Source organism: Acinetobacter sp. BZX-2 (assembly GCF_055179795.1).
In genome coordinates this window covers 1,252,864-1,264,847 of sequence record NZ_CM143686.1, presented here as the reverse complement: position 1 = coordinate 1,264,847, position 11,984 = coordinate 1,252,864, and the positions used below count along the sequence as shown (strand labels likewise).

14 protein-coding genes are annotated in these 11,984 nt (G+C 36.5%); 2 read left to right on the top strand and 12 right to left on the bottom strand.

Annotated features, from left to right (window positions below; all coding sequences use genetic code 11):
* Positions 1 to 105: 105 nt before the first annotated feature.
* From ACY45D_RS05875 to ACY45D_RS05855, 5 genes are all read right to left on the bottom strand, one after another.
* Positions 106 to 480, bottom strand: a complete 375-nt coding sequence (locus ACY45D_RS05875; protein WP_463108853.1) for a hypothetical protein — start codon at positions 478 to 480, stop codon at positions 106 to 108.
* 64 nt (positions 481 to 544) lie between these two features.
* Positions 545 to 967, bottom strand: a complete 423-nt coding sequence (locus ACY45D_RS05870; RefSeq protein WP_463108852.1) for a hypothetical protein — start codon at positions 965 to 967, stop codon at positions 545 to 547.
* A 159-nt stretch (positions 968 to 1,126) separates the two neighbouring features.
* Positions 1,127 to 2,059 (bottom strand): FAD-binding protein, encoded by a 933-nt coding sequence (locus ACY45D_RS05865; RefSeq protein ID WP_463108851.1) that lies wholly within the window; start codon positions 2,057 to 2,059, stop codon positions 1,127 to 1,129.
* A 17-nt stretch (positions 2,060 to 2,076) separates the two neighbouring features.
* Entirely contained in the window at positions 2,077 to 2,829 is a 753-nt protein-coding gene (locus ACY45D_RS05860) for an electron transfer flavoprotein subunit beta/FixA family protein (protein ID WP_463108850.1), read from the bottom strand.
* A 520-nt stretch (positions 2,830 to 3,349) separates the two neighbouring features.
* Positions 3,350 to 3,955 (bottom strand): LysE family translocator, encoded by a 606-nt coding sequence (locus tag ACY45D_RS05855; protein WP_463108849.1) that lies wholly within the window; start codon positions 3,953 to 3,955, stop codon positions 3,350 to 3,352.
* A gap of 114 nt (positions 3,956 to 4,069) precedes the next feature.
* Between ACY45D_RS05855 and ACY45D_RS05850 the strand changes: the two genes are divergently transcribed.
* A complete protein-coding gene (locus ACY45D_RS05850) occupies positions 4,070 to 4,564 on the top strand; it encodes an Lrp/AsnC family transcriptional regulator (protein WP_010114644.1) in 495 nt (164 codons plus the stop codon).
* A 45-nt stretch (positions 4,565 to 4,609) separates the two neighbouring features.
* The gene (locus ACY45D_RS05845; RefSeq protein ID WP_463108848.1) at positions 4,610 to 5,188 is read left to right on the top strand and encodes a GNAT family N-acetyltransferase; all 579 of its coding nucleotides are present in this window, start codon (positions 4,610 to 4,612) and stop codon (positions 5,186 to 5,188) included.
* Between the two features lie 81 nt (positions 5,189 to 5,269).
* Here ACY45D_RS05845 and ACY45D_RS05840 read toward each other — a convergent pair whose 3' ends face one another.
* The 7 genes from ACY45D_RS05840 to ACY45D_RS05810 form a co-directional block, all read right to left on the bottom strand.
* The gene (locus ACY45D_RS05840) at positions 5,270 to 5,641 is read right to left on the bottom strand and encodes a hypothetical protein (RefSeq protein ID WP_463108847.1); all 372 of its coding nucleotides are present in this window, start codon (positions 5,639 to 5,641) and stop codon (positions 5,270 to 5,272) included.
* A 303-nt stretch (positions 5,642 to 5,944) separates the two neighbouring features.
* Positions 5,945 to 6,526 carry a phosphohydrolase gene (locus tag ACY45D_RS05835; protein ID WP_463108846.1) on the bottom strand — a complete coding sequence of 194 codons (582 nt, stop codon included), beginning with the start codon at positions 6,524 to 6,526 and terminating at the stop codon, positions 5,945 to 5,947.
* A 204-nt stretch (positions 6,527 to 6,730) separates the two neighbouring features.
* On the bottom strand, positions 6,731 to 7,618 hold the full coding sequence (gene xerA, locus ACY45D_RS05830; protein ID WP_463109436.1) for a site-specific tyrosine recombinase/integron integrase: 888 nt from the start codon (positions 7,616 to 7,618) through the stop codon (positions 6,731 to 6,733).
* A gap of 367 nt (positions 7,619 to 7,985) precedes the next feature.
* Positions 7,986 to 8,831, bottom strand: a complete 846-nt coding sequence (gene dapF / locus ACY45D_RS05825; RefSeq protein ID WP_463108845.1) for a diaminopimelate epimerase — start codon at positions 8,829 to 8,831, stop codon at positions 7,986 to 7,988.
* A gap of 13 nt (positions 8,832 to 8,844) precedes the next feature.
* Entirely contained in the window at positions 8,845 to 10,089 is a 1,245-nt protein-coding gene (gene lysA, locus ACY45D_RS05820; RefSeq protein WP_463108844.1) for a diaminopimelate decarboxylase, read from the bottom strand.
* Between the two features lie 33 nt (positions 10,090 to 10,122).
* Positions 10,123 to 10,353, bottom strand: coding sequence for an LPS translocon maturation chaperone LptM (gene lptM, locus ACY45D_RS05815; protein WP_463108843.1), 231 nt, complete (start codon positions 10,351 to 10,353; stop codon positions 10,123 to 10,125).
* Between the two features lie 160 nt (positions 10,354 to 10,513).
* The gene (locus ACY45D_RS05810) at positions 10,514 to 11,914 is read right to left on the bottom strand and encodes an amino acid permease (protein WP_463108842.1); all 1,401 of its coding nucleotides are present in this window, start codon (positions 11,912 to 11,914) and stop codon (positions 10,514 to 10,516) included.
* Positions 11,915 to 11,984: the final 70 nt, after the last annotated feature.

Below are 11,984 nucleotides of genomic sequence, written 5' to 3'. Positions count from 1 at the left end.
CTCAGTTTTCAATGTACTTCATATAGAGAAGTATGAATATTTTGAGTATCTTCATTTTCTTGGTTTAAAAATAACTTTTTAGTTCGCCATTGAACAGTGTGAAATTCAATCTTTTATTTCTAAAGGGATTAACAAACGAATAAGTAAAGTTAAAATAAATGATATTAAACCAACAGATATAAATAATCCAATTTGAATGAGTAGTAAGATAAAATCAGTAGCTATGCCAGGACCAAAAAAAATAATGTTCCCACCAACTAAACTTTGATCGTCTGTAAAAGTAAATAAAAAAACAATAAATCCTATCACCATAATCACTAAAGACAGAAGCAAACACGGAATAACCCAAATAGATTGACTCAATCCAATATAACTTAAATAAGCTATAGCGCCACCCAATACGAATATCAATAAACCAGAAAAAAAGGAACAAAATCTAAGATATAAAGGATCTTTAAAAATAAGTAATAATTTTTTCATAATGCTTCATCTTCTATTCTTTTAGTTGTTATAACAAGGAATTTAATCATTGTCTTCAATCTATTTATTTCTTAGGAAAAATATAGCGAAGACAAAGAGTTAAAGCATGCGCCAACACTACCGTCAAAAAAAGAAATATAAAATAAAAAATACTTGCTAAAATTTCCGCTCCACCATCACCACCCTCATCAATTTTCTTTGACCAAAAATTTGCACTTTGAAGAAGCCTCTCCTCTTGTGCAAATACAGTATCAAGCAGTTTAAAAGCAAGATATGTAACAACAAAGGTGATCAACCATCCGAATGCATTAAAGAACGCACCCTCATCTTTGATATGACATAGCAAAAGCAATAATGCTGAAATAATAAAAGCGTAGCTCGATGAGATAAAAAAACAAACACGATAAAATAAAGGATCTTCTGTAGCAGCTATTGGCTGGTTATTTTCTTTTTCAGGTTCTTCTACCTTATTTGCATCATCTGGCATTCAACGTCCCCTTCCATGAATCCATAGAGTACAACTAGCTTATAACCGCAACAATCATTTTAGAATTATTTTCTAGATTGATTCATCATATCTTTCTCATTTTCTATAGATATAAAAAAACGCCCCTTTCGGAGCGTTTTTTGAAACTTAATTCGAGAATTAAAGCTTAGAAACCAATTCTGGAACGACAGTATTCAAATCACCAACTAACCAGTAGTCAGCAACAGCATTGATTGGCGCTTCTTCATCTTTGTTGATCGCTACGATCACTTTAGAATCTTTCATACCAGCCAAGTGCTGAATCGCACCAGAAATACCGATAGCCATGTATAGGTCAGGTGCAACAATTTTACCTGTTTGACCAACTTGCATATCGTTTGGAACGAAGCCAGCATCTACCGCAGCACGTGAAGCACCTTGAGCAGCACCAAGCTTGTCAGCAAGTGGATCAAGTACTTTATGGTAGTTTTCACCAGAACCCACGCCACGGCCACCAGATACAACGATACGAGCAGCTGTTAATTCTGGACGTTCAGATTTCACGATTTCTTCAGATACAAACTTAGAAATACCTGTGTCACCTGTAGAAGCAACAGCTTCAACCGCAGCAGAACCACCTTCAGCAGCAACTGGATCAAATGCAGTACCACGTACAGTCGCAACAACGATTGCTTCGTCAGATTGAACTGTAGCAATTGCGTTACCAGCATAGATAGGACGTTTGAAAGTTTTAGGGCCTTCAACAGCAATTATGTCAGTGATCATGCTTACGTCTAAAAGTGCAGCAGCACGTGGAAGAATGTTCTTACCAGTCGTTGTAGAAGCAGCAAGGATATGTGAATAACCTTTGCCAAGTTCTGCAACTAATTTAGCAACATTTTCAGCCAATTGATTTGCATAAGCAGTATCATCAGCAAGTAATACTTTGCTTACACCAGCAACTTTTGCAGCAGCATCTGCAACTGCTTGAGCACCAGAGCCTGCAACCAATACAGTGATATCACCACCGATTTTTTGAGCTGCAGCAACAACGTTTAAAGTTGCACCGTTAAGTGTCTTATTGTCGTGCTCAGCGATAACTAAAATACTCATGATTTTATCCTTCTGTATTAGATCACTTTCGCTTCATTTTTAAGTTTTTCAACAAGCTCGTCTACAGACTTCACTTGTACACCAGCTTTACGCTCTGCAGGTGGTTCAACTTTAACTGTTTTAAGTTTAGAAGTTGCTGAAACACCGAAATCTGCTGGAGTTTTCGTATCAAGTGGTTTTTTACGAGCTTTCATAATGTTTGGAAGCGCAGCATAACGTGGCTCATTCAAACGTAAGTCAGTCGTAATAATCGCTGGAGTGTTCAACTCTACAGTTTGTAAACCGCCGTCAACTTCACGAGTTACTTGTACTTTATCGCCATTTACTGCAACTACAGAAGCGAAAGTACCTTGGCCAGCGCCAAGTAAAGCACCAAGCATTTGACCAACTTGATTAGAATCGTCATCAATTGCTTGTTTACCTAAAAGGATAAGTTGTGGTTGTTCTTGTTCAACAACACCTTTTAAGATTTTAGCAATTTCTAAAGCACCGAGTTGGCTGTCATCAGCTTCAACCAAGATACCGCGGTCTGCACCAAGCGCCATTGCAGAACGGATTTGTTCTTGCGCTTCTTTAGCACCGATAGAAACAACAACGATTTCTGTAACTGTTCCCTTTTCTTTTAAACGAACCGCTTCTTCAACCGCGATTTCATCGAATGGGTTAATTGACATTTTAACGTTAGTAAGGTCAACCCCACTATTGTCCGGTTTAACGCGAACTTTAACGTTGGCATCAACCACACGTTTTACAGCAACAAGAGCCTTCATGTAATCCTCGGCTGTTTTAGCAAAATAAATGTTGAGAAAAGTTATAATAACTCTTCATTTAAAATTTTTAGGTGTCCTATCTTGCAATGTGATTGGCATTTCGGTCAAGTCACAATTCACAAATCAGCTGTAAAAAAGCGTAAAAATCGTTGAACGGGCAGTTCATAAAAAAAATGTAACAATGCTATCACTCCATTTTAGACTCTATTCAAATAGATTTTAATGTTTGATTTTAAATATATTTCCTGTTAATTAAATTGAATAATGCTGAATTCTATAGATCAAAATTAAAAATAGAACAATAAAATAATTGCTATATGACTTTTGCTTTTTTTTACTTAAATTTGTCATTTAAGATAGATTGAATAACTTTTTTTGTTATCAACATCATTAAAATTTGTAACTTTGAATTTTTTTAACCGACTTTTAAGCCCAAATGATGAAAAGTAAGCATAAGTTTTTAGGCTCATGCTTACTAAAAATAGCTAAGTATTATTTATAAATCATTATTGTTTATATCTTAGTTGATCACTAACCAAGTCGCAGCCAAAGCCAAAAGAGAACCAGAACCTGCGTCGATCCATTTTTGCTTACGCTCATCTATTCCTGTTTTTTGAGAAATTTTGGCAAAAACCAAACTCAAACCACAATAAATAATGAAGATTAGACCAATGAAGATGAATGATAGAATCAAACCTTGAGCAACTGTATTTCCAGATTTATCAATGAACTGAGGAAGAATTGCAAAATAGATCAGCATGCCTTTCGGGTTTAACAAGGCCGTTAAAAAACCTTTACGAATCGGTTGTGCTGAAACTTTCTGTTCAATCTTCACTTGCTTTGAATGAAATACTGACTTGATTAAATGAAAAGCCAAATACAATAAATAGGCTATTCCAAGATAACGAATCGTTTCAAATAAAACAGGAAAAGAAACAATAATTGCAGCAATCCCAAGTGCAACCAAAACTGAATGCACTAAATATCCTGAACAAATACCAATTGTTGCCATCATACCTGCTTTCGCATCTTTACCCATCACTTGTGACAGGATAAATAACATATCTGGTCCTGGTGTGAAAATTAACGGCAATACCGTTAAGGCAAAAAGTGCAAATACAGACATTTTCATTTCCTTTCTGTACTGTTGGAGGGAAGAAAATAGTATCTTTCAAAACACTTAAAATAGGATTGCAAATGTTCTATAATATTTATTATTTTTCGAATTAAATTCTATTTTATGAAGATTTCATCAAAGACAATTCTAATTAAGCTAGATCGTATTGATAAAAATATCATTCGTGCTTTACAAGCCAATGGTCGAATTCAAAATAATGATTTAGCCCGTGAGATTGGACTATCGCCTTCCTCTTGTTTAAGACGGGTGAGATTATTGGAGGAAGCCAACGTTATTCAAAACTACACCACTGTTGTTGATCCTCAGAAAATTGGTTTCCAACTGATTTTATTTTCAAGAATCTGGTTGTTAGGACAAGATGCTGAAACCATTGACCTATTTATTGAAGCAATGAAAGAACTGCCACAAGTTATGGAGTGCTATATTATTTTGGGTGAATGTGATGCGATGTTAAAAGTGGTCGTCCCAGATTTAGAAAGTTACCGAAAATTCCAGTCCACACATTTGACCAAAAAGAACGGAATTACCAGTGTCAAAACGGATGTACCTAGCCAAATTATTAAACAAAGTTTTCAACTTCCGCTTGAAGATTTATAACTTACAGACCTATAAGCAAGTTAAAAGTTCCATTGGAAAAATGCGATGAAAGATTTTCATTCACCTATTCAATTAGAAACGCCAAGATTAATTTTGAGACAGTGGAAAGATTCTGATTTTCAGGAATTTTATGCTTTAAATTCAGATATTGAGGTGATGCGATACTTCCCTTGTGTTTTAACACAACGAGAAAGTGATGAATTGGCAAATAAATTTCAGACTCTAATTGCAGAAAATGGCTGGGGCTTTTGGGCAGCAGAATTAAAAGAAAATCATCAATTTATTGGTTTTGTTGGGCTGCAAAATCAACCTACACAATATAGTTTTTCTCCCTGTGTAGAAATTGGTTGGAGGTTAGCAAAACAATATTGGCATCAAGGTTATGCCACAGAAGCTGCTCAAATCTGTTTGAAATTTGCTTTTGAGCAGTTAGACCTTCAAGAGGTTGTATCATTTACGGCGAAATTAAATATCCCTTCACAAAAAGTCATGCAACGCTTAAACATGCAATCAATTTCAGAATTTAACCATCCAAAACTGGAAGCTACACATCCATTGGCTAGCCATGTGCTTTATCGGATGACTCAACAAAATTATTTTCAAACAGTAAATGCTTCTGAATAAAGCATTTACTGCCTACACAATAAAGCATAAAGCTTTTCGAGCTTCTTTTATCGATTCACTCGAAAAGTTCAATGAATATTTTTAACTCAGCTTGGTGTCTAAAAAGTCGCGATGAACATGGCTGAGTTCAATTAGGTCTTGATTTTCTAAATCAAAAATTTTCCAAACTTCGAGGAAGTCTTCTTTTAAATCAACACGGTTTGATGCGATTTGAGCAGCTTGCCATTGTTGATCTGAAATCCATAAATAGACTTCTTTGGTTTCTGTATTTATGGCTTGTACCTTACCTTCCGCATTAATCCCTAAGACTTTTCCTTTCTCGGGTAATGTCGCTTCAATTTTTGGTAAGCTAAATTCAACAAAATGTTTAACTTGTCGTAATCCATAGCCGCTAAAAATTTCTTTTTGGGCTTCAGTGAGTTGCTTATATTTTTGTTCAAGTTCCGAGATCATTGAAAAACCTAAAATTTTACAAAATTGAATCAATTGAAAGCATTTTTATTCATGCGAAATTAGATATACAACAGAGCTTCGTTAAAAACAATTAGCCTTTTGGATTTTTTCTCTTTGAATTGTTTCTAAGCGATATTCATTTTTAAAATAAAGCAATCTAAACCTATTGTGAGAGCTAAAATTTAAACAAAAAATAATCTTTGATTTTTAATCTGTTGCATAAATCAGTATGAATCAAAAATTCTACTTGTTCAAAAAAATGATCTCTTACATCTGTTCCCCTTAGAAAATTCAAAACAATCATTACCATTTAAACATCGGCAATGGACTCCAAGGTTTGTGAAATAACCGCTTTATTCCCAAAGACATCAGCGTTTTATGAAAACCTGCATTAGGATACTGCTGTGTGAGTTTTTTAAATTCACTCAATGGAATATTTGAACGTAAGAAACCGAATGAAAAATCTGCATAATCAGCCTGTCTAAAATATTCAACCAATGGATATTCTAAACATTTGGTGATGGTCAACTTATGGTGTTCTGAAATCATCAATGTTATTTCTTCTTGCCAATCTAATAACTGATTCGAAACAAGATAGTTGTGCATTTGTTCAACGGATGGCTCAATGTAATCAATTGTTTTCGCTGTCCAAATACCGATATCATGAAAAGCGACGGCTATCGCTATTTTTTCACAAACTTCTTGACTCCGATCTTGGCATAAGATCAAACAGCATGCAGCAACACGCTTACAATGGTTTACATAGCCTTGATAATCTTTGCCGATAACATTTTGATATTCTTTTAGAATTCTATCAATATAGACCGTGCATTGTACAAATGCGTCTTGATCTAGAGATAAAATGTCTTGTTGTTGTTTATTCATTTTTTGTGCTCTGGTATGGGCTTGATCATATACTTTTGCTAGTCTAGAACCTTGATATTAATTTAACCAACACGTGTAAAAATGTTCATTATGCTTAGATTACTATGCTTCAGCATTTTTTGTACAGTAGGTAAATCACTCCCGTTCTATAGCAGATGACATGCTAAGTTGTTTCTACATATAAGATAATTTTTTGTTATCGTTTTATTTTTTTTGCGCTCTTGGATGCGCTTGGTCATAAACCTGAGCAAGACGATCAAAATCAATATGCGTATAAATTTGCGTTGTGCTGAGATTACTATGACCTAGCATTTCTTGAACTGCACGTAAATCACCACTATTTGACAACATATGACTGGCAAAGCAATGTCGAAGTAAATGAGGATGTAAGTCTACATTTACGCCCGCACGTAAAGCCTGATATTTCACACGATTTTCGATTTGGCGAGGTGTAATATTATTGCCCCGCTGGGTAATAAATACATATGATTGCGGGCTAAACTCCCCTTGCCAAATCCGATAAATTTTCAACCATTCTATTAAACTATCTCTGGCTTTAGAGCCAAAAGGGACAATTCTTGTTTTATTCCCTTTACCCGTAATGCGTAATAAATGCCGATTAAAATCAATATCACGAATTGTTAAACCTTGAATTTCTGCTAATCGTAAACCACTTGAATAAAGCAATTCGAGAATGGCTTTATCACGTATCCATAATTGTTTTTCAATCGGTTTTTCAGGTTCAGCTTGATCCATAATTTGATTCACAGTTTCAATATCAATCATTCCAGGCAATGGTCGAGGTTGTCTTTTCAATTGAAAGTCGTCAGCAGGATTGATTTCTAAATACTTCCCTTGCTCCGCCCATTTCATAAATTGACGAATCGAAGTCAAATGACGTTGCAAACTGGTAGAACTGAGTTGGTCTTTTTCCACACGATACGCAATATATTCTCTTAAATCTGAAGTTTCGATTTGTTTTAATTCAAGTTTTTTCTCATAGCAAAAATCAATAAAATGAGACACATCACGAAAATAAGCATCTAAAGTATGTTCAGACTGATTTTGAATTTTACGATCTTTAATCCACATGGAGAGCAATTGCATTGCGCCATACTGCTGCATAAAGCCCTCCTTAATCTAGCTCTATTTATTATCAATCATTTCTGTTTTAATATTTTAAACCAAAAACACTAAGCTCATAAAAGTAAAAAAACCTGAAACTTATTCTGTAATATTAATCAGTTAAGCACCCCCTTGCGGAGCATGCTCCTCACCATTTTTCAATGAAGGGATGAGCAGTACAGCTGCGCAAGGAATCTAAAATTAATTTAGATTCTCAATGGTTCCCCCTCTTTATTAAAGAGGGGTTAGGGGAGATTCTTGAATAAGTAATCATTAAATTACGCTTAACTTGCTAGTATTAAAAACTCGCTCAGGTTTTTTATGACAATAACGATCAACTTTGGAAATAACGCAAATCTAAACGACCTTCATAAACCGTAGCTGTTGGACCTGTCATCCACACCACATCGCCCTCTTTCCATTCAATTTGCAACTTACCACCAGCCAACTCTATTTCCACTTTATCGGACAATAAACCACGGCGCATTCCAGAAACTGCTGCTGCACATGCGCCTGTACCACAGGCCATGGTTTCCCCTACGCCACGTTCAAATACACGTAAACGTGCATGTTTTTCATCAATAATTTGCATAAAGCCAGCATTGACACGTTGCGGAAAACGTTCATGTGATTCAACTTGTGGGCCAATGTTCGCCACATCTGCGGTCAATACATCTGTAACGATTGTCACAGCATGTGGATTGCCCATATTCACCACATCAATTGTTAATTGCTGATGATCTGCCAAAGCAATGTCATACAATGCTTCTGGTTCATCGGCAATAAAGGGAATTTCATTCGGTAAAAATTTAGGGTAACCCATATTGACCCGAACCCAACCATTTTCGCCCAATTCAGGCTCGACGATCCCTGCACTGGTTTGAACTTTAAAACGTTTTTTATTGGTTAACTGACGTGCATGTACAAATTGTGCAAAACAACGCACTCCATTGCCACATTGCTCAACCTCAGAACCATCTGCATTGAAAATACGATACTTAAAGTCTACATTTGGAAAATCAGGTGCTTCGACGATCAGCAACTGATCAAAACCAATACCAAAATGGCGATCAGCCAGACGGCGAATAGTCATTGCATCAAAAAAAGCACGTTGGCTAATCAGGTCAACAACCATAAAGTCATTGCCCAAGCCATGCATTTTAGTAAATTCTAATAACATCTAAAATTACTCCTTAAGGCAATAAACGTTCATTTTTCCAAAGTGATTCAATCGTTTCACGTTCACGAATCAAGTGTGATTGATCAGCATCGACCATCACTTCTGCAGCACGACCACGGGTATTATAGTTTGAGCTCATCACAAAACCATACGCTCCTGCACCCAAGACAGCAAGATAATCATTTTCCTGAATCGCAAGCTCACGCTCTTTACCCAAGAAATCAGCAGACTCACAAATAGGTCCAACCAAATCCCAAGTTTGTTTTTCAACATCTGTACGTGAAGTCACTTCTTGAATATCCATCCAAGCTTCATACAGCGCAGGACGTATCAAGTCATTCATCGCAGCGTCAATTAGCGCAAAGTTACGATGCGTTGTTGGTTTCAAAAAATCGACCTTCGTCAACAACACGCCTGCATTTGCAGAAATACTACGGCCCGGTTCCATATAGACTTTAAGACCCAATTTTTCTAAAGCTGGACGCATTGCCTCTGCATATTCAGTAATTGTTGGTGGAACTTCATCTTTATAAGTCACACCCAAACCACCGCCAATGTCGATGTGCTGTAGGTTGATACCCAGTGCTTTTAATTGCTCAATCATGCTAATGACACGATCGAGTGCATCCACAAAAGGCTGCGTTTCAGTCAGCTGTGAACCGATATGGCAATCAATTCCCACCACATCTAAATTTGGCAACGATGCAGCGTACTGATACGTTTCAAACACAGCATCTGATGGAATACCAAATTTATTTTCTTTTAAACCCGTTGAAATATAAGGATGCGTTTTGGCATCGACATCAGGATTAACACGTAAAGAAATAGGTGCTTTTTTACCGAGCTGTGCTGCAACTTTTTGAATACGATCTAATTCAGCATGTGATTCAACATTGAAGCAAGCAATACCCACTTCCAATGCTTTTTGAATATCTGCTTCTTGCTTGCCCAAACCAGAGAATACAATTTTTGACGGCTCGCCACCTGCTGCAAGTACACGAGCAAGTTCACCGCCTGTCACAATATCAAAACCTGAACCCAATTTTGCCAATACATTCAAAACTGCAAGATTTGAGTTTGACTTCACCGCAAAACAAATTTGATGATCGATAAAACTAAATGCCTTATCCATATCTAAATAATGTTTCTCAAATGTCGCTTTTGAATAGACATAAAGTGGTGTGCCATATTGCTGTGCGAGTTGCTCTAAAGAACATTGCTCTGCATGCAATACCCCATCAATGCGGGAAAAACTCATGAATGTATCCTTTCAATGAAAGTTTAATTGGGTTTAGTTTGAATTCGCTTGGGATGCAGGTACAGATTGATCTGCTACATCCAATTGAGCTTTCACTTTTTGCTCAGTTTGAACTGCTTTACTTTCCTCTTTCGAGTACAACAAATATTTCGCTCGTTTGTCATAATCAGGACTATTGGCTAACTGTAAGTCACCTGATTGTCCACAACCGATTAAAGCCACACTAGCTAAAACTAAACCGATGCTACAAATAACTAAACGCATCTGCTCACCTATTTCCAAAATTTTCGTCAGTATACCTTGATTATTGATTATAAAACATTGACCAAAAACCAAAGTATCAAGCTGCAAAGCTTAGAACGAGAATAAAAAAAACGCCAGTGAATCACTGGCGTTTTCTTATGAGAATCTTTGAAATAGCTAATTACTGTTTTTTCTTATAGAAACAGAAATAACCAATCGCAAGGATAATTAACCAAATCGGGCTGACCATCAAAGACTTAAGCGTATCAGGCTCTAAAGCAAGAATACCAATTGTCCCAATAAAGAAAGCCATTACAACATAACAAGTAAATGGTCCACCTGGTAATTTAAATACTGATTTTGCATGTAGCTCTGGGCGTGTTTTGTAGTACACCAAATAGCTCCATAAAATAATCAACCAAACCAAAATGAACAAGATTGTTGAAAGTGTTGTTGCTAAAGTAAATGCTTCAACTGTATTTGGAACAAAATACTGTAGTGCCGCACCACCCAATAAACACACGCCAGAAAAATAAAGTGCATTTGCAGGAACTGCACGTCTATTCAATAAACCAAATGATTTCGGCGCTTGGTCTTCACGAGATAAACCAAACAACATACGGCTTGTTGAAAATACGCCACTGTTCATCGATGACATCACTGAAGAAAGCACCACTAAGTTCATGATGATTGCAGCAGCAGCAATACCCGCTTGACTGAATAAATTCACAAATGGACTAACTTTAGGATCGATCATATTCCAAGGTGTAACCGACATTACAATAACCAATGCCAAAACATAGAAGAAAATGATACGAATAGGAATTGAGTTAACCGCTTTAGGCAAGTTTTTCTCAGGATCTTTAGTTTCTGCAGCTGTTGTACCAACCAACTCAACACCGACAAAGGCGAAGATCGCAATCTGGAAGCCTGCCAAGAAGCCTTCGAACCCTTTAGGGAACATACCACCGTTATCCCACAAATGGGTAAATGACGCCACTTGTCCTGTAGTCGAGGTAAAGCCTGTAAAAATCATCCACAAACCAACCAAAATTAGAACCACAATGGCAATAATTTTGATCAAGGCAAACCAAAACTCTAGTTCACCGAACAATTTTACCGTAACTAAATTCAGCCCCATGATAAAGAAAATGGCTGCAACACTAATCATTGCCCCTTCTGTTGGAGTAAAGGGCACACCATTATTAAAGAACTGTAAGTAGTAAATAATGGCAGATAGATCAGCAATACCAATCGTGATCCAACACAGCCAATACGTCCATCCAACAAAATAACCCGCCCAAGGGCCAATTAAATCCGTTGAAAAATCAATAAATGACTTGTATTGCAAATTTGAAAGCAATAATTCACCAAGCGCTCGCATGACGAAAAACACCATCAAACCAATGATCATGTAAATAAATAAAATAGATGGTCCTGCAAGACTAATCGTCTTCCCTGAACCCATGAATAATCCTGTACCGATTGCACCACCAATTGCAATTAATTGAAGATGGCGATTCGATAAACTTCTTGCAAGTTCACCTGTTTCAGCAGAAGAACTCAGTTTTTCATTTGACATTGTTATATTCTTCTCTCAGATTTCGTTGTGTAAAAGTAGCCAAAACAAAAAAAATAAAAAAGCTTTTTTC

Bases quoted from the DNA above. Each gene is read 5' to 3' on its own strand.
- ACY45D_RS05875 (WP_463108853.1), bottom strand. From the start codon at position 480: ATGAAAAAATTATTACTTATTTTTAAAGATCCTTTATATCTTAGATTT.
- ACY45D_RS05870 (WP_463108852.1), bottom strand. From the start codon at position 967: ATGCCAGATGATGCAAATAAGGTAGAAGAACCTGAAAAAGAAAATAAC.
- ACY45D_RS05865 (WP_463108851.1), bottom strand. From the start codon at position 2,059: ATGAGTATTTTAGTTATCGCTGAGCACGACAATAAGACACTTAACGGT.
- ACY45D_RS05860 (WP_463108850.1), bottom strand. From the start codon at position 2,829: ATGAAGGCTCTTGTTGCTGTAAAACGTGTGGTTGATGCCAACGTTAAA.
- ACY45D_RS05855 (WP_463108849.1), bottom strand. From the start codon at position 3,955: ATGTCTGTATTTGCACTTTTTGCCTTAACGGTATTGCCGTTAATTTTC.
- ACY45D_RS05850 (WP_010114644.1), top strand. From the start codon at position 4,070: ATGAAGATTTCATCAAAGACAATTCTAATTAAGCTAGATCGTATTGAT.
- ACY45D_RS05845 (WP_463108848.1), top strand. From the start codon at position 4,610: ATGAAAGATTTTCATTCACCTATTCAATTAGAAACGCCAAGATTAATT.
- ACY45D_RS05840 (WP_463108847.1), bottom strand. From the start codon at position 5,641: ATGATCTCGGAACTTGAACAAAAATATAAGCAACTCACTGAAGCCCAA.
- ACY45D_RS05835 (WP_463108846.1), bottom strand. From the start codon at position 6,526: ATGAATAAACAACAACAAGACATTTTATCTCTAGATCAAGACGCATTT.
- xerA (WP_463109436.1), bottom strand. From the start codon at position 7,618: ATGTGGATTAAAGATCGTAAAATTCAAAATCAGTCTGAACATACTTTA.
- dapF (WP_463108845.1), bottom strand. From the start codon at position 8,831: ATGTTATTAGAATTTACTAAAATGCATGGCTTGGGCAATGACTTTATG.
- lysA (WP_463108844.1), bottom strand. From the start codon at position 10,089: ATGAGTTTTTCCCGCATTGATGGGGTATTGCATGCAGAGCAATGTTCT.
- lptM (WP_463108843.1), bottom strand. From the start codon at position 10,353: ATGCGTTTAGTTATTTGTAGCATCGGTTTAGTTTTAGCTAGTGTGGCT.
- ACY45D_RS05810 (WP_463108842.1), bottom strand. From the start codon at position 11,914: ATGTCAAATGAAAAACTGAGTTCTTCTGCTGAAACAGGTGAACTTGCA.